This window comes from Algibacter sp. Ld11, assembly GCF_045066735.1.
Lineage (GTDB): Bacteria > Bacteroidota > Bacteroidia > Flavobacteriales > Flavobacteriaceae > Algibacter.
In genome coordinates, this window is record NZ_JBISHH010000026.1 from 318,164 (window position 1) to 340,424 (window position 22,261).

General features: G+C 32.7%; 19 protein-coding genes. 13 read left to right on the forward strand and 6 right to left on the reverse strand.

What is annotated here, in order from left to right; genetic code table 11:
* The first annotated feature begins 5 nt into the window (after window positions 1-5).
* The 4 genes from ACJJV4_RS17990 (at window position 6) to ACJJV4_RS18005 (ending at window position 7,789) form a co-directional block, all read left to right on the forward strand.
* Window positions 6-1,295 (forward strand): glycosyltransferase family 4 protein, encoded by a 1,290-nt coding sequence (locus ACJJV4_RS17990; protein ID WP_405296780.1) that lies wholly within the window; start codon window positions 6-8, stop codon window positions 1,293-1,295.
* A gap of 59 nt (window positions 1,296-1,354) precedes the next feature.
* Complete coding sequence (locus ACJJV4_RS17995) at window positions 1,355-2,809, forward strand: polysaccharide biosynthesis C-terminal domain-containing protein (RefSeq protein WP_405296781.1); 1,455 nt, start codon at window positions 1,355-1,357, stop codon at window positions 2,807-2,809.
* A gap of 111 nt (window positions 2,810-2,920) precedes the next feature.
* Entirely contained in the window at window positions 2,921-4,123 is a 1,203-nt protein-coding gene (gene sbcD / locus ACJJV4_RS18000; RefSeq protein ID WP_405296782.1) for an exonuclease subunit SbcD, read from the forward strand.
* A gap of 12 nt (window positions 4,124-4,135) precedes the next feature.
* Complete coding sequence (locus ACJJV4_RS18005) at window positions 4,136-7,789, forward strand: AAA family ATPase (protein ID WP_405296783.1); 3,654 nt, start codon at window positions 4,136-4,138, stop codon at window positions 7,787-7,789.
* A 265-nt stretch (window positions 7,790-8,054) separates the two neighbouring features.
* Here the strand turns inward: ACJJV4_RS18005 and ACJJV4_RS18010 are convergent, their stop codons facing one another.
* Window positions 8,055-9,200, reverse strand: a complete 1,146-nt coding sequence (locus ACJJV4_RS18010) for a hypothetical protein (RefSeq protein ID WP_405296784.1) — start codon at window positions 9,198-9,200, stop codon at window positions 8,055-8,057.
* Between the two features lie 293 nt (window positions 9,201-9,493).
* The gene (locus ACJJV4_RS18015; RefSeq protein ID WP_405296785.1) at window positions 9,494-10,150 is read right to left on the reverse strand and encodes an HAD family hydrolase; all 657 of its coding nucleotides are present in this window, start codon (window positions 10,148-10,150) and stop codon (window positions 9,494-9,496) included.
* Window positions 10,151-10,250: 100 nt separating this feature from the next.
* On the opposite strand from ACJJV4_RS18015, the gene ACJJV4_RS18020 reads away from it, so the two are divergent.
* Window positions 10,251-10,676, forward strand: a complete 426-nt coding sequence (locus tag ACJJV4_RS18020) for a DUF3995 domain-containing protein (RefSeq protein WP_405296786.1) — start codon at window positions 10,251-10,253, stop codon at window positions 10,674-10,676.
* A gap of 5 nt (window positions 10,677-10,681) precedes the next feature.
* On the forward strand, window positions 10,682-11,557 hold the full coding sequence (gene rlmF / locus ACJJV4_RS18025; protein WP_405297066.1) for a 23S rRNA (adenine(1618)-N(6))-methyltransferase RlmF: 876 nt from the start codon (window positions 10,682-10,684) through the stop codon (window positions 11,555-11,557).
* Between the two features lie 79 nt (window positions 11,558-11,636).
* On the opposite strand, the gene ACJJV4_RS18030 is transcribed toward rlmF, so the two are convergent.
* Both ACJJV4_RS18030 and ACJJV4_RS18035 read right to left on the reverse strand, forming a co-directional pair.
* A complete protein-coding gene (locus tag ACJJV4_RS18030; RefSeq protein WP_405296787.1) occupies window positions 11,637-12,311 on the reverse strand; it encodes a ZIP family metal transporter in 675 nt (224 codons plus the stop codon).
* Between the two features lie 62 nt (window positions 12,312-12,373).
* Window positions 12,374-13,105: a class I SAM-dependent methyltransferase gene (locus ACJJV4_RS18035; RefSeq protein WP_405296788.1), complete on the reverse strand. Its 732-nt coding sequence runs from the start codon at window positions 13,103-13,105 to the stop codon at window positions 12,374-12,376.
* 246 nt (window positions 13,106-13,351) lie between these two features.
* Here ACJJV4_RS18035 and ACJJV4_RS18040 point away from each other — a divergent pair, with 246 nt between their 5' ends.
* Complete coding sequence (locus ACJJV4_RS18040) at window positions 13,352-14,509, forward strand: class I SAM-dependent RNA methyltransferase (RefSeq protein ID WP_405296789.1); 1,158 nt, start codon at window positions 13,352-13,354, stop codon at window positions 14,507-14,509.
* A gap of 72 nt (window positions 14,510-14,581) precedes the next feature.
* On the opposite strand, the gene ACJJV4_RS18045 is transcribed toward ACJJV4_RS18040, so the two are convergent.
* A complete protein-coding gene (locus ACJJV4_RS18045) occupies window positions 14,582-15,157 on the reverse strand; it encodes a GNAT family N-acetyltransferase (RefSeq protein WP_405296790.1) in 576 nt (191 codons plus the stop codon).
* A 131-nt stretch (window positions 15,158-15,288) separates the two neighbouring features.
* Between ACJJV4_RS18045 and ACJJV4_RS18050 the strand changes: the two genes are divergently transcribed.
* The 5 genes from ACJJV4_RS18050 to ACJJV4_RS18070 all read left to right on the forward strand — a co-directional run bounded on the left by ACJJV4_RS18050 (window position 15,289) and on the right by ACJJV4_RS18070 (window position 20,035).
* Complete coding sequence (locus ACJJV4_RS18050) at window positions 15,289-15,711, forward strand: PaaI family thioesterase (protein WP_405296791.1); 423 nt, start codon at window positions 15,289-15,291, stop codon at window positions 15,709-15,711.
* A gap of 2 nt (window positions 15,712-15,713) precedes the next feature.
* Window positions 15,714-16,835: a chorismate-binding protein gene (locus ACJJV4_RS18055; RefSeq protein ID WP_405296792.1), complete on the forward strand. Its 1,122-nt coding sequence runs from the start codon at window positions 15,714-15,716 to the stop codon at window positions 16,833-16,835.
* Between the two features lie 51 nt (window positions 16,836-16,886).
* Window positions 16,887-18,647, forward strand: coding sequence for a 2-succinyl-5-enolpyruvyl-6-hydroxy-3-cyclohexene-1-carboxylic-acid synthase (gene menD / locus ACJJV4_RS18060; protein ID WP_405296793.1), 1,761 nt, complete (start codon window positions 16,887-16,889; stop codon window positions 18,645-18,647).
* Window positions 18,648-18,734: 87 nt separating this feature from the next.
* Window positions 18,735-19,073 carry a DUF2853 family protein gene (locus tag ACJJV4_RS18065; protein WP_405296794.1) on the forward strand — a complete coding sequence of 113 codons (339 nt, stop codon included), beginning with the start codon at window positions 18,735-18,737 and terminating at the stop codon, window positions 19,071-19,073.
* Window positions 19,074-19,204: 131 nt separating this feature from the next.
* Window positions 19,205-20,035 (forward strand): S1 RNA-binding domain-containing protein, encoded by an 831-nt coding sequence (locus ACJJV4_RS18070; RefSeq protein WP_405296795.1) that lies wholly within the window; start codon window positions 19,205-19,207, stop codon window positions 20,033-20,035.
* Here ACJJV4_RS18070 and ACJJV4_RS18075 read toward each other — a convergent pair.
* A complete protein-coding gene (locus tag ACJJV4_RS18075) occupies window positions 20,027-20,455 on the reverse strand; it encodes a hypothetical protein (protein WP_405296796.1) in 429 nt (142 codons plus the stop codon). The genes ACJJV4_RS18070 and ACJJV4_RS18075 overlap by 9 nt on opposite strands.
* Window positions 20,456-20,669: 214 nt before the next feature.
* Here ACJJV4_RS18075 and mnmE point away from each other — a divergent pair, with 214 nt between their 5' ends.
* On the forward strand, window positions 20,670-22,067 hold the full coding sequence (gene mnmE, locus ACJJV4_RS18080; RefSeq protein WP_405296797.1) for a tRNA uridine-5-carboxymethylaminomethyl(34) synthesis GTPase MnmE: 1,398 nt from the start codon (window positions 20,670-20,672) through the stop codon (window positions 22,065-22,067).
* The last annotated feature ends 194 nt before the right edge of the window (window positions 22,068-22,261 follow it).

Sequence of the window (22,261 nt, forward strand, 5' to 3'; positions counted from 1 at the left end):
TTTTAATGAAGGCACTAAAAGTACTTATAATAAGTTATTACTGGCCACCTGCAGGAGGTCCAGGCGTGCAGCGTTGGTTAAAATTCGTAAAATATTTACCCGACTTTAATGTTGAACCTATTGTTTATATTCCCGAAAACCCTAACTATCCTTTAATTGATGCGAGTTTAATCTCAGAAGTTTCAAAAGATGTTACCATTATAAAACAGCCTATAAGTGAACCTTATAAGGTGGCTAGTTTGTTTTCAAAAAAATCATCAAGCACTATTAGTAAAGGCATTATTCCCGAACAGAAAACGCAAAGTTTTATTGAAAAAGCCATGCTTTATATTCGTGGAAATTTTTTTATTCCAGATGCGCGTAAAAGTTGGGTAAAACCATCGGTAGCTTATCTTTCAAATTATATAGAACAGGAAAATATTTCAACTATTATAACCACCGGGCCTCCGCATAGTTTGCATCTTATTGGTTTAAAGCTTAAAGAAAAATTAGGTGTAAAATGGATTGCAGATTTTAGAGACCCTTGGACTACTATTGGTTACCATAAGCAGTTAAAATTAACTGAAAAATCTAAACAAAAGCACAAAGCTTTAGAAAAGCAGGTTTTAAATACTGCCGACGATATTGTTGTTACTAGTTCTGTAACAAAAATAGAATTTGAAGCTATTACCAAAAAGCCAATTGAGGTTATTACAAATGGCTACGATTATGAATTGGTAGAAGCTAAACCACTAGATATTAAATTTACAATAGCTCATATTGGTTCGTTATTATCAAAAAGAAATCCTGAAATTCTGTGGCAAGTACTCTCGGAACTCGTTCAGGAAAATAAAGATTTCTCGGAAGATTTACAGTTAAATTTTGTGGGAGCCGTAAGTGAGACCGTTTTAAAATCAATAGAGCAAGTAGGGTTAATCAAGCATGTTAATAACGTAGGATACGTATCGCATAAAGAATCTATTATTTATCAAAAAAGCTCGCAGGTTTTATTGTTAGTCGAGATAGATTCTAAAGAAACTCGATGTATTATTCCTGGAAAGTTGTTTGAATATATGGTGTCTAACCGTCCTATTTTGGCTTTAGGTCCTAAAGATTCCGATGTGGAAAATATTATAAAAGAAACCAATACCGGAAACTACTTTAACTACACAGATTATAAATCGTTAAAATCGACTATCTTGGCGCATTATAAGAGCTATCAAAATAAAAATTTAGAAGTACATGTTATTGGTTTGCAAAAATATAGTAGAAAAAACTTGACTTCTAAATTAGCTTCGGTTATAAAAAAGCCCTAATAATCTATCATTTTGCGCGTTTACTTCGTAGTACTAATAATGAAATTGAATCAAAAATAATGGGCATAGTTGCTTCTCAATCTTTTAAAAATATAATCTCTACGTATTTGGGGTTTTTAATTGGGGCAATAAATACGCTATTTCTTTACACTAAATTTTTAAGTGATGATTACTACGGTATGGTAGGCTATATGCTTTCTTTAGCTTATGTTATTATGCCGTTAATGGCTTTTGGAGCGCATAATACTTTAGTTAAATTTTATACAACATTCAAAACACGCGAATCACTAAATGGCTTTTTAACACTTATGTTATTAATGCCAATTGTCGTTATTATTCCTATTGTTTTACTTACGTATTTTGGTTATGGTTTTATAGGCGATTTATTATCAAATAAAAATCCTATAATTAAACAATACTTATGGCATACAGTGGTTATAGCGATTTCTTTGGCGTATTTCGAGCTGTTTTTTTCTTGGGCAAAAGTGCAAATGCAAACGGTTTTTGGTAACTTCATGAAAGAAGTTTTTCACCGTGTTGGTACTATGCTGTTGTTATTTGCTTTTCATTTTAATTACATAGATTTAGAAGCATTTATGGCGGGTTTGGCTGCTGTCTACTTTGTGAGAATGTTGATTATGAAAGTGTATGCTTTTACCTTAAAGTTTCCAAAGTTTACTTTTAAAAAGATTAATGATTTAAGTAGAATTTTAAAATACTCAGGACTCATAATTATTGCCGGAGCTATAGCCACGTCGCTTTTAGATGTGGATAAAGTAATGCTTGGGCATTACATACCAATTAAAGAAATTGCATATTACAATGTGGCTATATTTATCACGGCGGTTATTGCGGTGCCGCAACGTGCTATGCATCAATTACTCATGCCTATGACGGCTAAGTTTTTAAACGAACATGATTATGATGCTTTGGAAGATTTATATAAGAAGAGCTCATTGAACTTGTTTATTGTTGGTGGTTTTATTTTTTTATTGATTGTTTTAAATATTAATCAGCTTTATTTAATCATTCCCGAAGAGTTTAATGTTGGTCTTTACGTGGTATTTATGATTAGTGTTGTTAAATTATACGATTCACTTTTAGGAAGTAACAATGCTATTCTTTTTAATAGTGATTATTACCGAATGGTACTTGTTTTAGGTGTTGTTCTAGTTATTGTTATGGTAGCTTTTAATATTTTATTTATTCCTATTCTTGGTATCAATGGTGCCGGTTTAGCTACGTTTTTAGCTGTATTTTTATACAATTCTATTAAGTTATATTTTGTTCATACAAAATTTAAAATCTCACCATTTTCGCCAAAAACCTTGCAGATAGGTTTGTTTATTGCAGGTTTTGCTGTTCTTTTTTACTTTTGGGACTTTCCATTTCACCCTATTTTAAACATTGCATTAAAGTCTATTATAATAGCGGCCCTCTATGGTTTTATTGTTTTCAAATTTAAATTTTCAGATGATATTTCTAAGTTACTTCAGAAGTATTTGAAGCTTTAATTCAAACTTGATTTTGAGGTTTTATTTGTCTAAATTCGTTGAATAAGATGGTTTAGACTGTCTACCTTATTTTTTTTAGAGTTTTCCAAAATAGCACAAAACATACATCACTTGAAAATACTTCATACAGCCGATTGGCATTTAGGACATAGATTACACGAGCAATCTCAAGTAGCCGAACAAACTTTATTTTTGAGTTGGATTGAAACGTATATCAGTACCGAAAAAATAGACGTCCTCTTAATTTCAGGCGATGTATTTGATACGGGTTCGCCTTCCAATCAAAGTTTAGAAATGTACTATAGTTTTTTGGTCAAGTTGAAAGGCACAAGTTGCAAATCCATTATTATTACCGGAGGAAATCACGATTCTGCAGGAACTTTAAATGCACCAAAACACATTCTGGATGCTTTATCTATTAAAGTGGTTGGTAAAGCAACTGAAGAGATAGAAGATGAAGTTTTTGAAATTGATATCGAAGGTGAAAAAGTAGTTGTTGCTGCAGTTCCATACTTGCGTGATGGTGATATTAGACGAGCCGTTGCAGGAGAATCTTTCGACGAACTTATTGATAAATATAAAACAGCATTAATTAATCATTATCAAGCAGCTGCCGTGCAATGTAAGCTAGTAAATACCACCGATGCTCCCGTCATCGCTATGGGGCATTTGTTTGCAACAGGAGGCTCTGTTTCAGATAGTGAGCAAAATATTTATGTAGGAACATTGGGCCATATTGGTGCCGAAGATTTCCCTGAGTACTTCGATTATATTGCTTTAGGACATTTGCATCGACCTCAAATAATTGGAGAAAATGATAAAGTACGCTATTCAGGTTCACCAAATATTTTGAGTTTCAGTGAAATAACTTATGATAAAAACATTATTGTTTTAACCGTTGAAGATAATAAAATAAGCACCATCGACGATGTTGTTGTTCCGCGTTTTAGAGAGTTTTATAAGTTGGCAGGCACCATGGCAGAGTGTATAGATGCATTTCCAGAGATAGTTTCTAATACATTTCAATTAACACCATGGGTAGAAATTGTGCTTAATGAGACACATACCATAAATACTGATGATTTAAAAAAAGCAGCAGAAAAGTATCCGTTTGAAATATTAAAAATGGCTTTGAAAACGCAGCGTAGGCAAAAAGGTATTGAGGAGTTATTAGAAGAAACAAAATCGATAAAAGAGTTATTACCAGCTGAAGTTTTTAAATTGAAATGTAAAGAAATTGGTTTTGATTTAGAGAGCCGGCCAGAGGTGGAAGATGCTTTTAATGAAATTTTACAATCTGTTAAAAATCAGTAAGCGTAGAGGACTATGAAAATTTTAAAAATAGAATTACAAAATATAAATTCTTTACGCTCCGATACTTCTATTGTTATAGATTTTGAAAGTGAACATTTTAAAGATGTGGGGTTGTACGCTATTACAGGTTCTACAGGAGCTGGTAAAACTACTATTTTAGATGCTATTACTATTGCGTTATATCATAATGTACCAAGATTTAATGGTTCTAAGGGCACTTTGATAGATGTGGTTAGCCATGGTGCCGATGATGCTTTTAGTAGAGTCACTTTTGAAAATGATAATGTAATTTACGATGCCTTTTGGGGTATGAAGGTTGCCGATAAATCTGGTAAAAAGTATAAAAACCCAAAGGAAGAAGTTAGTTTAAAGAACTTAACAACAGGCGCTATTTTGGCGAGTCAGAAACGGAGTTTAATATCAGAAGTGGTTCGAGTGACTCAATTAGATTACAATCAGTTTTTACGTTCTGTAATGCTTGCCCAAGGCGAATTCGCTTCATTTTTAACAGCTAAAGGCCCGGAGAAAGGAAAGCTGCTAGAACAAATTACCGGCGAAGAAATTTATAAAAAGATAGGGCAGAGCATTCAAGAACGAAAAGCTAAAGAAGAAAATGCGCTTAAAGATATTCAGTCTAGAATTAATTCTGATGATGTTTTATCAGAAGAAGCTAAGGTTGAGTTAACTCAAACAGATAAAGCACTCGATACCGAAATTTTAAAGATTGAAAAGGAGATAAAAACCACTCAAAGTATTGTAGAATGGTATAAGAAATTCCAGAAAATACTTGATGAATCGGAAAAGTTAGAAATAGAATCTAAGGAGCTTGATCTATTCATCGAAAAACATAAAGAAGAGCTAGAACAGTTAGATTTAAATGAAAAAGCAGCACCTTTTAAGGAGCTACTTGGTAATTTAAAGAGAACAGAGCAAGATTTTGTTGATAAATCTAAACAATTAGAACGTTTAGAGTCTGAGCTTAAAACCTTAAAACCAGAGATTGAAAAATTAAGTTTACAAACTCAAAAAGAAACGGATTTGTTAAATGTAGCAGACAAAACGTTCGCGGATTGGTTACCTAAATTTGATGCTATAAATAGCTTAGATGGTAAACTTAAAAATGAAGCTGAAAAAAAGCAAAAATCAATTTTAGAATTAGAAGCGTTAGCCAACCAAATTAAGCTTTTAAGAGAAGAGCAAACCAAATTGAATAAAGATTTAGCGGATACTGAAGCTAAAATAAAAATAGATCAAAGCTTTATTTCTGAGCATAAATTATTGAAGGATGTTGATTTACAAATATCCAATTGGGCAAGTGAATTAACTGCTTTAAAAGCTAAAAAAGAAAGTTTAAAAGAAGTTCAAGATTTTGTTTCTGTAAAAAAAGAAGAGGTAGAAAAAACAGAAGCGCGCTTAAAAGATGGTAACAAATTACTAAAAGTTGAAACTGACGAAATTGAAAAAACAGAAAAATTATTAGCTGAAATTACTTTAAAATTATCTAAAAATAATTTAACCGATTTACTAGCTACTAAAACGAAATTAGCTACTAAAGAAACAAACTGGAAACAGTTCAAAACGCTTTCTGAGCAAATACTTAAAATTGAAAAAGAACAAACTGATTTATTAACGAAACAAAAAGCGCTTACAAAGGCATTAGAGGTTAGTAAAAAGGAAATACAAGCGGTTAAGCAGCAAATTGAAGTTAAAGAAAAGTCGGTTGCAGATGCGGATAAAATTTTAAATTTAGAGAAAAGTATTTCTAAATATGAAGCTGATCGTCAGAGTTTAACTGAAGGAATACCTTGTGGATTGTGTGGTTCATTAGAGCATCCGTTTACCGAAAATTTGGTTTCGGTAGGTGTTTCAAAATCGGAATTAGAACTTAATAAACGCAAAGAAAAGCTCCAAGCGTTAATTGTTTCAAAAAACGAATTAGAGAAAAAAGAAGTTGTAGCGAACACAACCATCGATGGTTTAACGCAACGTAACGGTCTAATTAATGATGAAGTAAAAGCATTAAAATTAAAGACGAAACAATTAAATATAGATTGCGAGTTATCGAATACAGCTCAAATTGAAATTGAGGTTAAACAAATAACGCAGGATATTTTATTATTAGATGAAAAGTTGAAAGTAGCTCAACAATTACAAAAGGATAGTAATAAATTAAACGATACTTTTAAAATACAAAGTGAGAGGTTTAATAAGATTAAAAATGGTGTAGCTACGCTTGTTGAAAAGAATAAAAATAGCAATAAGGATATTGCAGAAAAGCAAAAACTAATTGTTGATTTAAAAGAAATCTGTAATAATTTAGAGACCGCGTTAGAAGCAAAATTATCTAAATTTAATTACCAATTACCTTCAACAGAAAAGAGTAATGAGTTTATTGAAAACCTTAAAACGTCAATTACTGGTTTTAATAAAAAGGAGAAGAATTTAGACTTATTAAAATCGAGTGTATCGGTTGTAAACACTAAGTTAGAAAACAACAAAGAGAAGTTAGAAATACAACTTAAGGCAGAAGAAACTTGTTCTAAAACGATTACAGTATCTACTGTTAAAATAGAACAATTAAAAAAACAGCGTGAAGCTATTTTACCTATTGCTATTTCTGTAGAACAGAAGCGAGAACTTTTACAAACAGAACGAATGGCTTTGTCTAAAAAGGTAGAGTTCAGTAAACAGAAACACCAGGAGTTTTTAGATTTACAAAACAAAAAAGAAGCTTTAAAAATAGAAACGAATAAGGAAGTATTAGTTTTAAAAGAAAAGCTAGACACGTTAAATTCTATTTTTAATACTCAATTAAAAGTTAGCGATTTTGATACAAGAGAATTGGTACAGAAAGCAATACTTCTAGATGCCGATTTGGTGAGGTTCACTAAACACAAAGAAGCGATAAAAGAAAAGCAACTTCGTTTAAAAGCTTACAGAGAATCTAACGAAAAAGCTAAAGTAGATTTAGAAAAATCTAAAACATTTGAAATTACTGAGGCCGAGAGTAAATTGGCTTTAGAACACTTAAATAAAGCTAATAAAACGTTGCTATCGGCAAAAGGTGAGATTATACAAGCCTTTAAAAAGGATAAGGAAATTAGAGATAGAAATAAAGAAATCTATAAAAAAATAGATGCTCAAGAAACGGTTTGCAATGTTTGGAGAGAGCTATTTAAAATTATAGGAAATTCTAAAGATGCCTTTAACGTATATGTGCAACGCCTAACTTTAAAGCATTTATTAGACCTTGCCAATGTCCATTTGTATAAATTGAATAAACGTTATTCTTTAAAAATGGAAGAGGCTTACAAACCTAAAGAGGAACTTAATTTTAATTTAATAGACCATTACCAAACAGATCAGGCCAGATTGGTAGACACATCTAGTGGTGGTGAGAAGTTTATTATTAGTTTGGCTTTAGCTTTAGGATTGTCTGATTTGGCTAGTAAAAATGTAAAAATCGATTCGTTGTTTATTGATGAAGGTTTCGGAACCTTGGATAAAAATACTTTGGAAACGGTTATTTCTACTTTAGAAACTTTGCAATCGCAAGGTAAAATGATTGGTATAATATCTCACGTTGAAAATTTAAAAGAGCGTATTTCTACCCAAATTCAAATTACTAAAAAGAATAATGGAGTGAGTGTGGTGGATATAATGTAATCTTTCTAAAATATGTCACCACAGCCGTATCCCGCGTTAGGGATTGCAACGGCATCCTTTTTTTAAGAATTAAGAAAATAGTATTGGTTTTGCTTTTGTTTTAATTAGAAGTCTAAATTTATTTAAAGTAGCCCGAGCTAAAAAAAGATATAGTGTAAAGCCCGACCCTTGTGGTAACGCCCAAACTATTAAAAATGAAAAACCCCGTGATGTTGCTTTGAGGCAAACTGTTCACAGGGATTTTCGTACTAACCAACCAAAATTTTTATGATCGTCTACGCGTAGTGGTTGTCGATCTTGTATTGTTGCTAGATTTACGACTACTTTGTGTGGCTTTACTATTGCTTGTTCTTGGTGCTTTAGTAACGGTAGCTACACGTTTAGTGCTTCTAGTATTATTGCTGTTTCTAGTATATGTACGAGCCTTAGTTGTATTTGGATTTTTAGATGTCGTATTTATTTTCGTACGAGTTGTATTTCTAGTATTTGTGCTCTTTGCATTAGGTCTAGTGGATCTAGTAGTTGTTGTTTTAGTAACCGTTCTGTTTGGTGTTGTTCTTGCCACACGACTATTATCACGTTGTGTATAATTACGGTTTGTGCTTTTTGTATTAGAACTTCTATTTGGTGATGTTGTAGTGTAACGACGGTTATTATTAGTTGTTACATTACGTCTGGTTTGTGCGTTACGGTTAATTTTTGTAACGTTTCTAGAACTTCTATTTACTGTAGCGTAATTACGGTTTCTGGCAACAGTGTTTCCGCGACGGCTATATATAGCTGATGATGGACGGTGGTTATTGTAAAACGGACGGTTGTACACATAACGCACTGGAGCATAATGTTGACGGTAAGGACGATTAAATACTACACGGAAATTAACTGATGGCGTGCGGTAATAATTGTGCCATGGGTGGTAAATGTAACCACGGTTATACACGTTGATAAACCCAGTATAATGAGAATATCTGTTATAGCGATCGTAGTGTACATATAGTCCACCAACTCTAGATATGTAACCATTGTTGTTGTAGTTTATGTTTACGTTTCCGGCTTGAGAAATTCTACCGTAATAATCGTAATAAATAGGTGTGTTTTCTATTTGAATAATTGCACCATACTCATCGTACTGCACATATGCATTATAATCGTACCCAGAGTTAAAACTTAAATCTAGATTTCTAGAATGTAATGATACATTTACGTTTGATGTTTGACGTTGTAAATTGAAGTCGAATTGACCATCAGCAAATACCGAAAATTCTATTCCGTTTTCAACAAATATGAAAGAGCTGCCATAACCTCTGTTAATATTTGATGCTTCGTTTGTTTGGTTGGCGGTTGTTGTGTCTGCACTAGCGGTGAATCCTGCAAGGACCAATCCGGCTAATAAGAATATATACTTTTTCATATCTGTATGTTTTAATGTTATACAGTTAGGTAATTACAAACAGCGTGCCAAAAAACGGAAGTGAGTGTTAGTGCTTTGATAATTAGGTTGTTATTTTTATTTTTTAAGATAAAATAGGGTGTCGAATTTAAATATTAGGTTGTGTAAATTTAAATTTAATTGAAAATTCGAGTAAAATGGAGTTGAAAATAGAAGAAGATTAAAGCTCTAAATTTAAAATTAGAACATATAATAGCAACATACAAATCTATAATGTGTAGGGTAGAGGAAATCTATTATTTAGGTATTAGGTTCTAGAAATGCGTCGTAATTTTATCGAAGGTAATAGTTTTAAAATCTTCAATTTTTAGGTTAGCATTGGTATAATCCTGGTTTTTTGAATGTACACTATCAAAACCTACGCAAAATATATGCGCATCGTTTGCAGCTTTAATACCGTTGGTAGAGTCTTCAATAACCATACATTCCGATGCTTTAAAGCCTGATGATTCGGCTGCTTTTACAAAAATTTCTGGGTGTGGTTTAGATGCTTTTAAATCGGCACCACTTAATTTGGCCTTAAAATATTGGTTTAAATCGAAACGTTTAAAAATTCGTTCAATACTTGGCATAGATGCCGATGATGCTAAAACCAGAGTAAGCCCATTAGCATGATAGTTTTTAATTAAATCTAAAACGCCATCTATTAAATCGAAATCTTTATCGTTTTCAAAAATGTATTCGTAATGTTTTCTTTTTATCGCTACGAGAGCTTCTGGGGTTTCATCTAAATTAAAATGATCTTTAACTTGTTTGCACACGTTAAGTGTAGACTGCCCAGTGTAAGATTCGTATAGTTCATTAGAAACATTTGCACCAACATCACTAAACATTTTGTGATACGCAGCGTGGTGCAGTGGTTCGCTATCTATTATTACACCATCCATATCGAAAATTACAGCTTTTAACATCTCAACTAGTTTATTTAGGAGCTAAGATAAAAGAAATCGTTTCAATATCTAAAACGAGGTTCAAATTATTAAATTTGTAGTATAAACTCCGTTAATTATTATGGTTGCTGTTTTATCTCTATTATTAAGTGTTGTATTTCTTGTACTTACGGTTATTCATTTTAATTGGTTTTCTGGCGGAACATTTGGTTTTGAAGTATCACTACCCACGAAAGAAAACGGTGAGCGAGTTTTAAATCCTAAAAAAATGGATAGTGCTATTGTTGGCTTTGCACTATTATCATTTTGTTGTTTTTACTTTTATAAGTCGGGCGTAGTAAGGGTTTATTTACCCCATTGGGTTATGGAGTACACTGGCTGGATTATAGCATTGTTGTTTTTTATTCGTGCTATTGGCGATTTTAAATATGTTGGCTTTTTTAAGAACGTAAAACAGACTACTTTTGGCACCATGGATACAACCTATTATGCACCGTTGTGTTTAGTTATTAGTAGTGTTGGCATTATAATAGAAATTTTAAACTAGAAATTATCAAAACAACTCCAAATTTTCATCCAAAAAATAAGCATAAATCGGGTTACGATTTAGAGGCTTTATGTAATGTATATCCAGAATTAAAGCCCTTTGTTTTCGAAAATAGACACCAAACGGTAACTATAGATTTTGCTAAACCTAAGGCTGTAAAAGCGCTTAATACGGCTTTATTACTAAAAGATTACGGTATTAAGTTTTGGGAGTTTCCTGAGGAGAATTTATGTCCACCAATTCCTGGCCGCGTAGATTATTTGCACCATATAGCACATTTAGTTAAAAAAGCAAACACAGAAAACGGCGTTAAAATATTAGATATTGGTACCGGTGCAAGTTGTATTTATCCACTTTTGGGCCATGCAGAATATAACTGGGAGTTTGTGGCTACAGATATTGATGGCGCTTCGTTAAAAAATGCGCAAAGAATAATAGATAAAAACAAGATGGGTAATGCTATTAAGCTGCGCCATCAAGAAGATAGTGCCGAAATTTTTAATGGTATTTTAGATGAGGGTGAGACTTTTGCAGTGTCCATATGTAATCCTCCGTTTTTTAATTCTGAAGAAGAAGCTGACGAAGCAACCACTAGAAAATTAAAGAATTTAGGTAAAAAGACAGATAAAATAGTCCGTAATTTTTCGGGTACCAATAATGAGCTTTGTTATAAAGGTGGCGAGAAAGCTTTTTTACATACTTACTTATATGAAAGCTCATTGCATAAAGAAAGCTGTAAATGGTTTACAACCTTAGTGTCTAAAAAAGATTTAGTAAAAGGAATGCAAAAATCGCTTAAAAAACTAGGCGCTACAGAAGTTAAAGTGATTAATATGGGACAAGGAAATAAAGTGTCTCGTATTCTAGCTTGGACATTTTAAGAAATATACATCTATCCCAATTTCTGCAAAGCCTTAGGCAGAATGCTATAAAAATCAGAATGCTTATTTGATTTAGATTCTAAATCAAATAAGCAATTCCAACGCCTAAAATAATAGCCACAAATTTACTAAGGTTAAACTTATGTCCGTCGCTACTTTCAAATAGAATAGTAGTCGATATATGGAAAAACATACCAATAACCACAGCGTTAATACCGTGAGCAAAGGTTTCTGTTAAATTAGCTGTATTCGAAATTAAAGTTCCTAACGGTGTCATTAAAGCAAAAATCACTAAAAACACAGCAATTTTAGTTTTACTAAAACTCGACTGAAATAAAAACATGCTTATAAGCGTCGCAATTGGTATTTTATGTATTAAAACACCATAAACCATATCGTTATGCTCGTGTATCGGGAAACCTTCCAATAAACTGTGCAAACACAAACTTACAAATAACCACCAAGGAAAAAGCGTTTCGTTTTTATGTATGTGTACATGCCCATGCTCAGCACCTTTAGAGAACAACTCCAAAATAATTTGCAGTAAAATCCCGATCATAATAAACAATCCCGTTTGTTTAGAATCGAGATGCGCATAGACTTCAGGCAATAATTCAAATAAGGTTAAAGCCAATAAAAAAGCCCCACTAAAAGAGAGCATAAGCTTCATGTTCCAAGACTTTTTATTCTTGGTAATAGTCGCTATTAGCACGCCTAAAATAACAGCAATTACAGGAAATATAAATTTATTCATTTAAAAATAAGCTCAAAAAATGAGTGTTTAAGTTTTTCTAGATCAAAAAACGTTGCAATTATTTATTTAAAAATCATTACTAAACGTTCCGAGAAGGCTTTTCTAAATTGGCCCAATTTATAATCTCCAAAAACATCAAGTAAATGCACGTCGGCTTGTTCAAAAAGCGTTTCAAAATCGGTTAAAGTAAAACCACGTACGCGCTCCTGATATTTAAAATCCTTACCATCGTCTTTAAATGCAATATCCTTAATAATATAGCCATCTTCCACGTAGCGCTTCAAATAAAAATCGATACCATCAACCGTTTTTACTTCCTCTGGCACTAAATTATCAATGACATAATCCGAATTCATAAAATCAATAACACCAAAACCATAATCGTTTAAATTGGCTTTTATAGCCTTTATGGTTCTTAAATTATCGGCTTCATCATCAAAATACCCAAAACTTGTAAACAAGTTAAAAACGCCATCAAAGGTTTCAGAGTAAGGGTTGCACATATCGTGAACCTCAAATTTCAAGCTATCGTTTTCAAATTGTTTAGCATAATTAATGCTGTTTTCACTTAAATCAACACCAGTAACATTATAACCAATTTTGTTTAAATATACCGAGTGCCTTCCTTTTCCGCAGGCCAAATCCAAAATTTTCCCGCCCTCAGGCATATTCAAATAATCACTAAGGGTGTCCATAAACGCATGCGCCTCTGTATCATCCCTGTCTTTGTATAAAATATGGTAATACGGCGTGTCAAACCACGATGTAAACCATTCCTCTTCTTGTTTTTCCATATTGTTTTTTGGGGGTTACCACGCCTTAGGGCGAGGTCGGGCTTTCCGCTATATCTTTTTACAAAGCCTTCTTTAATTATTTTTAAGAATCAAACACCAATTAAACATCAGGTTTTACCTAAAAATAGGCTTTAAAACCTTTGCAAAAAGGATGCCGCTGCAATCCCTAACCCATTATCCGCTAATATCTCTTGCTTTCTGCAAAATTAAGTTATTTTTGCAATCTATTAGACGTAGACGAAAAAAATGGAAGAAAATTTCAACATGGTTGCCAAAACCTTATTTGGCTTTGAAGATTTATTAGCAGACGAACTCACACAATTAGGCGCATTGTACGTGAAAAAAGGCGTTAGAAATGTCTCTTTTTCAGGCGATAAAGGTTTTATGTATAAATGTAACTTAGGTTTACGTACTGCTGTAAAAATTTTGAAACCCATACATAGTTTTAATGTAAACAGCGAAAAAGAGCTTTACGATAAAATTTATGCCATGGATTGGGCAAAATATCTTAAAGCTACAGGTACTTTAGCTGTAGATGCTACCATCCATTCCGATTTATTTACGCACTCGCTCTACATTGCACAAAAAACAAAAGATGCCGTTGTCGATAAATTTAGAGATACAGAAGGTGTGCGTCCTAATGTTGATTTAAAATTTCCAGATATAAAAATAAACGTGCATATCGATCGTCGTAAGTGTACTATCTCTTTAGATTCTTCTGGAGATTCTCTGCACAAGCGTGGTTATAAAACAGCAACCAATATTGCACCAATAAACGAGGTATTAGCTGCCGGACTTATTATGCTTTCTGGTTGGGACGGACAAACGGATTTTATGGACCCTATGTGTGGTTCAGGAACTATGCTTATAGAAGCGGCCATGATTGCTTGTAACATTCCACCAAACTTAATGCGTAAAGAATTTGCTTTCGAGCGTTGGCCAGATTGGGATGTCGAGTTGTTCGAAAAAATTGAAGAATCGTTACTTAAAAAAACGCGCGATTTTCATCATAAAATAATTGGTTTTGATAAAGCACCAAGTGCAGTTACTAAAGCTAAAGAGAATGTAAAAAACGCTCAGCTAGACGATTTTATTGAGATAAAACACGAAGATTTCTTTAAAACCCAAAAAGGTGGCGACGAAAAACTACACATGGTGTTTAATCCGCCATACGGCGAACGTTTAAATATCGATATGGAAGAGTTTTACGCTAATATAGGAGATACACTTAAGCAAAACTATCCAGGAACCGATGCGTGGTTTATTACTTCAAATCTCGATGCTTTAAAGCATGTTGGTTTACGTCCGTCAAGAAAAATACATTTATTTAATGCTAAATTGGAATCACGTTTAGTTAAATACGTAATGTATGAAGGCAGTAAAAAAGGAAAATATATGAAGTAGCCGTTAAGCGGTTAAAATATAATTTTGAACATAAAAAACTCAGATATTTTCTGAGTTTTTTTGTTTATATTATTATTCAAAATCTTTAAAAATGGTTGTTTTTATTACAGGCCATTCTTCATTTAAAATACCATAACAGCAAGAACTTCTTTTAAAACCATCGAGCATCAGCATATCTTTTCGTAGAAGTCCCTCAAGAGTGCCTCCAATTTTTTCAATGGCTTTTCGGGATGCTATGTTGCGCTCATCGGCACGGAATTCTACTTTATCAAACTTTAAGACTTCAAAAGCATATTGAAGCATTAAAAATTTCATATTCATATTTAAACCTGTGCCTTGGAACTCATGGCCAATCCAGGTCCAACCAATATGTAAAACTTTGTTGTGCCAATCTATATGCGCAAAGCGAGTTGTTCCTGCGTAAGCATTGGTTTGTTTGTCGAAAACTATAAACGGAATTACGGTTTGATTTTGGTAACCAGCAACAGCTGTTTCGGTGTAATTTTTTAAATCTTCGGGTGTTGCAATTTTACTTGGTGAATAAAGTACTAGGTTTTCTTGTTGTCCAATTTTAAGAATTTCAGAATAATTATTTAAAGTTAAAAGACTAAGCTTTACACGGTTATTTTCTAAAGTTGGAGTATTCATAAAATAATTAAAACGTTTAAAATATTGGGTGTTAATAGGGATGTGGTTGTAATAAAAAGCTCTCGCCATCTAAAGCCAAATGCCCTTATAATTTTGTACTTTTGCAATCGCGATTAAAAATACAATTTCTTATGGAATTATCTAAAAAAGCAGTTTTAGAAAAAGCTAATTTAGCTTGTAAAAATACATTAATGGAAACATTAAGAATTGAAATGGTAGATTTTGGTAAAGATTACTTAACAGCCAGAATGCCTGTAGATTCTAGAGTGCATCAACCCGATGGTGTGTTGCATGGTGGCGCTACCGCAGCTTTAGCAGAAAGTGTGGGGAGTTTTGCTACGCATGTATTTGTAGATACCGAAAAATTATTTGTACGTGGTTTAGAAATTACGGCCAACCATCTAAAAAGTGTAAAGAGTGGTTTTGTTTATGCTAAAGCAACTTTTTTGCATAAAGGTAGAACAACGCAATTATTAGATATTAAAGTAACGGATGATGATGAAAATTTAATTTCTGTTTGTCGTCTGTCAACCATATCGTTACCTAAAAGATAAGGATGACATTTAACGAGTTTTTAGAACGTATTGATACGCAATACAACGCACAGTTACCATTTGTAATTTATAGAAAACCAAATGAAAGTGCTGTTAATGGATTACTGCAAGAAACAAACGATTTAATATTTACCGAAAATTTTACAGAAAAAGGTTTTGTGTTTTCTCCTTTTGATAACACAGAAAAATCGGTTTTAATGCCTTTGGAGCTTTCGGAGATATTAAAAAGTACTGTTCCAGAATCCAAGGCTATTGATAGTATTGAAAATCGTTCTAACATTGATAACACACTTGAAAAGGAAAAACACATCAAGCTTGTTGAAAGAGGCGTAGAGGCTATAAAGAATAATCAGTTTAAAAAAGTAGTACTATCTCGAGCGGAATCTGTTTCGCTTTCAGAAAACAATCCTATTGCTATTTTTAATAATTTATTACAAAACTATGCCTCGGCATTTGTGTATTGTTGGTATCATCCAAAAGTTGGTTTATGGTTAGGCGCAACACCCGAAACTTTGGTTAAAATTGAAGGACAACGTTTTTCAATTATGGCTTTGGCAGGTACGCAAAATTATAGAGGGAGTTTAGATGTAACTTGGCAGGCTAAAGAATTACAAGAACAGCAATATGTAACCGATTTTATTTTAGATAGTATAGCGACTACCATCGAAAATATTAATGTATCGAAAATAGAAACCGTAAAGGCTGGTAATTTACTGCATCTAAAAACAAGAATTTGGGGCGTTTTAAAATCCAATGCTATTAGCCTAAAAGATTTACTATATAGTTTGCACCCAACGCCAGCCGTATGTGGTTTACCTAAAGAGGTTGCAAAACAGTTTATTTTAGAAGAAGAACATTATAACCGTGAATTTTACACGGGTTTTTTAGGTGAATTAAATTTAGAAATTACTTCGGCACCACGCTCCGGAAAAAGAAATATAGAAAATAGAGCCTACGCTATTACTAAAAAAAGTACGCAATTATACGTAAACTTGCGTTGTATGCAGCTTAAAGAAAACAAAGCCATGGTTTATGTTGGTGGCGGTATTACAGAGAGTTCTAACCCTGAAAATGAATGGGAGGAAACCGTATCTAAATCTTTGGTAATTAAAAAGGTTCTGTAACCACATATTTTATTGCAGTAATTCTTATTTTTGAGGATATTTATAAGTTTTATGATGTATCCAAAAATTCCGCTTGCGCAAACGGTTATTCAGTTGTGTAAAGCGAAAGGAATTAAACATATTATATTATCTCCAGGTAGCAGAAATGCTCCGTTAACTATTGGTTTTACTCACGACCCGTTTTTTGAGAGTTACAGTATTGTTGATGAGCGTTGTGCAGCCTTTTTTGCATTAGGTATTGCTCAAAGAACGCAAGAGCCAACTGCTGTAGTATGTACATCGGGTAGTGCGTTGCTTAATTATTATCCTGCGGTTTCAGAGGCTTTTTATAGTAATATTCCGTTGGTTGTGTTATCGGCCGATAGACCAAAACATTTAATTGGTATTGGTGACGGACAAACTATTAACCAGAAGAATGTATTTGAAAATCATATTTTATATTCAGCTAATTTAAAGCTCGATTTAAAAGATGAAAAGAATGTGCCTAACCATGAGGAGTTGCCGATTTTTAAAAATTTAGAAGATAAATTTGAACGTTTATTAGGTTTGCAAAAAGGTATTCAGACTTTTAATGAAGAGGAGATTAATACAGCTATAAATATCGCAAAATTAAAACAAGGACCTGTTCATATTAATATTCCTTTTGATGAGCCGCTTTACAATATGGTTGAAGTATTGAGTGTTACACCAAAAGTTATTGAAATTCCTTTTAAAGAAACAGAAATTGAAGAGCATATTTTAAAATCGTGTTTTGAGGATTGGAATTCGGCTTCGAAAAAAATGATTTTGGTTGGTGTAAATCAACCGAATAGTATTGAGCAAAAATGGCTAGATGAATTATCGGAAGATGATAGTGTTATTGTTTTAACAGAGAGCACTTCAAATTTGCATCAAGCAAGTTTTTTCAATAGCATCGATCAATTAATTGCGCCTTTATCAGAAGAGGAGCAAAAGCAACTTCAACCTGATATATTAATTACTTTTGGAGGCTTAATTGTATCTAAAAAAATTAAACAATTCCTACGAAAGTATAAACCAAAACAACATTGGCATATTGATGAAAAGGATGCTAACGACACTTTTTTCTGTTTAAACAATCATGTTAAAGCTGCTCCAAATCAGTTTTTCTCGGAATTTTTACCCAAAGTAACACATTACGTAAAGAGTAATTATAGTGCCGTTTGGAGTGCTGTAAGGCAAGACCGATTGGTAAAGCATAAACAGTATTTAAAGGAGATTCCTTTTTCCGATTTTACAGTGTTTCATAAGGTTTTAAAATCTATTCCAGATGACACTGTTTTACAAGTAGGGAACAGCTCGGCTATTCGTTACACGCAATTATTCAATTTAAATAAAAGCTTAGAGGTATTTTGTAACCGCGGTACAAGCGGGATTGATGGAAGTACTAGTACTGCTATTGGTTCTGCCGTGGCTAATGAAAAACAAACGGTTTTTATTACGGGCGATTTAAGCTTTCTGTACGATAGCAATGCGCTTTGGAATAATTATATTCCTAAAAATTTTAGAATTATTATTGTTAATAATCAGGGTGGAGGTATTTTTAGAATTTTACCAGGACATAAAAACACAGAAAATTTCGATACGTATTTTGAAACAAAACATAATCTTACGGCCGAACATTTAGCTAAAATGTATGGTTTAGACTATATAACGGCTTCAAATAAAATAGAATTGAAAGAAACCTTGTCTACTTTTTATGAAGTAAGTGAGCAACCAAAAATATTGGAAGTGTTTACGCCTAAAGCGATTAATGATGAGATTTTACTTAATTATTTTAAAAAATTAAAATAAGAATGTGACCTATCGATTTATTTTGTGTCTTAAAAATAGTTATCTTAATAACTTAATTTATAAACCCTTTTTAAAAACATTCTAAACATGAGTAAAAGAGACGAATTAATTGTAAAGTATGCAGCCGATTTAAAAGAGAAATGTGGTGTAGAAGCAGACATGGATTTATTGAAAAAAGTAACTATTGGTTGTGGTCCTTCAATTTATAACAAAGACTCTTCTACGGTTTCTGGTTCAGATGCGTCTGAATTAGCTACTGTAAAAAACAATTTCTTAATTAAAAAATTAGGATTAGCTGATGATGCTAGCTTAGATGCTGCCATTGAGTCAGTATTGGAACAATACGGAAAATCTAACCGAAGTAAATACAGAGCTGTTGTTTATTACCTATTAACAAAGCATTTTAGCAAAGAATCTGTATATTAATATTACAGTATAAATCTCTCTATGATATTAAAGGCGTTACATATGTGTAGCGCCTTTTTGCATTTATATTTTTTTTGTTTTCTGATAATTTTAACCTCGTTTCTTTTTTCTAATATCATTACCTTTGCAGCATGATACATTTAGGACAAGTAAATACATTAGAAATTCTTCGTGAAAGTGAGCATGGTGCTTATTTAATAGATAATGAAGATAACCAAGTTTTGTTACCAAATAGATATGTTCCGCAGGAGTTTAAAATCTACGACAAGCTAGAGGTTTTTGTGTATTTAGACAATGACGAGCGGCCGGTTGCAACGACCGATATGCCTTATATCATGAAAGACGGTTTTGCACTTTTGCGTTGTAATCAAGTTACCGAATACGGTGCCTTTCTAGATTGGGGGTTAGTGAAAGAATTGTTTTGTCCGTTTCAAGAGCAAGCTTTTAAAATGAAACCAGGTGGTTGGTACTTGGTGCATTGCTATTTAGATGAAAAAACCGAAAGATTAGTAGCTTCTAGTAAAACGATGCGTTTTTTAGATAATAGTGAATTAACCGTTGGTGAGTTTGATGAGGTAGATTTAATTGTTTCTCATCCATCGGATATTGGAATGAATGTTATTGTAAATAAAACGCATATTGGTTTAATTTACAAAGATCAAATTTTTAAAGATTTAAGTATTGGCGATAGATTAAAAGGAATCGTTAAAAAGATACGCCCTGGTAATAAATTAGATATTGCTTTAGGTCAAATAGGCTATCGAAATATAGAGCCAAATGCCGAAAAAATCATGCATGAATTGCATGATAATAGTGGCTTTATCAATTTAACCGATAAGTCTAGTCCAGAAGCAATTAAAGAGCAGCTCCAAATGAGTAAAAAGAATTTTAAAAAGGCCGTTGGCACACTTTACAAGCAACGCCAAATCGAAATTAAACCAGACGGTATTTATTTAGTTTAAAGAGACCGAAATTTTGTTTTTAACTCGTCTGTAAACAAAATTCACACCGGAATTTATGTTTTTGAAATGTATATTTTCACGTGAGCAAAATTTGCTTTCTATTTCAGCATTCATGGCGCTAGCTGAATTATGGCTTACTACACCGTATGCACATAAATTGTTCATTTTTTCTTTAAAACTATTGATATCTAATAAGTTAATAGAGTAGGAGTTTACACGATTTGCAATAATGCCAAAAGGTCTCGAAATTCCGAAATACGATATAAGTTTTTTAAAAATTTCGGATATATTATTAATATCTATGTGCACACCTTCGTTAAATTCAATAACAGCGATGTGGTTAAAAAAATGGATGTCACCTAAAGGTAATTTATCAGATTTTACAATATGCTGAGAGAAATCAGATTCAATAATTTTCATACTTTTAATGGATTAAGTTTTACTATTAAGTTGTAGGGACTTATTATTGAGACACTTATATATGCGATAAGTCACATTTTTTAGTTAAGTTTTAAAGTTGGTTTTTAATTTATTGAGTTAAAGCCCATTAATTAAAAAAATTAAAAGTTGAAGGTGTATTAATTTGAGCATAAAGTTATATCAGTAAGCTTTACAATTTTAGTATTTTTGCTGAATGATACATGACGATACTATAGTAGCATTAGCAACACCATCTGGTGCAGGAGCCATTGCTGTAATTCGGTTATCCGGAAAAGATGCCATTACCATGGCTGATAAAGCTTTTAGATCTGTTAAAAGTAACAAGTCGCTTTTAACTCAAAAAACGCATACCATACATTTAGGTCATATTATAGATAATAAGCGCACTATAGATGAGGTTTTGGTATCTGTTTTTAAAAACCCAAATTCTTACACAGGAGAGAATGTTGTAGAAATATCGTGTCATGGATCTAATTATATTCAGCAAGAAATTATTCAATTATTTATCAGGAAAGGTTGCCGTACAGCATCGCCTGGTGAGTTTACATTACGTGCTTTTTTAAATGGAAAGTTAGATTTAAGTCAGGCAGAAGCTGTGGCCGATTTAATTTCAAGTGATAATGAAGCGTCTCACCAAATAGCGATGCAGCAAATGCGTGGTGGTTTTTCTTCGGAAATAGCAAAGTTACGAGAGGAGCTTTTAAATTTTGCATCGTTAATAGAATTAGAACTCGATTTTGCAGAGGAAGATGTTGAGTTTGCTGATAGAGGACAATTTAAAGATTTAACCGAGCGTATTACGTTTGTATTAAAACGATTGATTGATTCCTTTGCGGTTGGTAACGTGATTAAAAATGGAATTCCGGTCGCGATTGTTGGAGAGCCAAACGTAGGTAAATCTACGCTTTTAAACGCCCTTTTAAATGAAGAACGCGCCATAGTGTCCGAAATTGCAGGAACCACAAGGGATACCATTGAAGATGAAATTTCGATAGGTGGTATTGGTTTCCGTTTTATCGACACCGCTGGTATTCGAGAAACAACCGATGTTGTTGAGAGTATTGGTATTAAAAAGACTTTTGAAAAAATAGATCAGGCTCAAGTTGTTGTTTTTCTTGCTGATAGTAGCAACTTTAAAGAGACTTCTTTTCTAAAATCTTTTAAAATTGAAATAGAAAAAATTAAAAATAAATATCCGCTAAAACCATTATTGATTGTTGCAAACAAAGTAGATAAGCTTGATGAAAAGCAAGTGGATATCGTTAAGGCAGAAATTGAAAACATCCATCTACTTTCGGCTAAAACAGGTACAGGTGTCGAAGATTTAAAGGATAAACTTTTAAGCTTCGTAAATACAGGCGCATTGAGAAATAACGATACTATTGTTACTAATACAAGACATTACGATTCACTTCTAAAAGCTTTTGAAGAAATAGGCAAGGTGAAAGAAGGTTTGGAAACTGGTTTATCTGGAGATTTAATGGCTATAGATATTAGGCAAGCACTTTATTATTTTGGTGAAATAACCGGAGAAATTACAAATGATGATTTGCTGGGTAATATTTTTGCTAATTTCTGTATCGGCAAATAATCACACAAAACAAAACATAATAAAACAAACAAAACCCTTATTTTATAAGGGTTTTTTGTTTTTCGTTGTTTTGTTAAAATAGGTGGTTTTTACTTGTTTTTTGTACCTATTTTGTACCTCGTTTTTGTTTTTTTGTTATGTTTGTCTAAAAGTTGTCGTATGTCGTATATTTTTGACTCATATAGAGGTTTTTT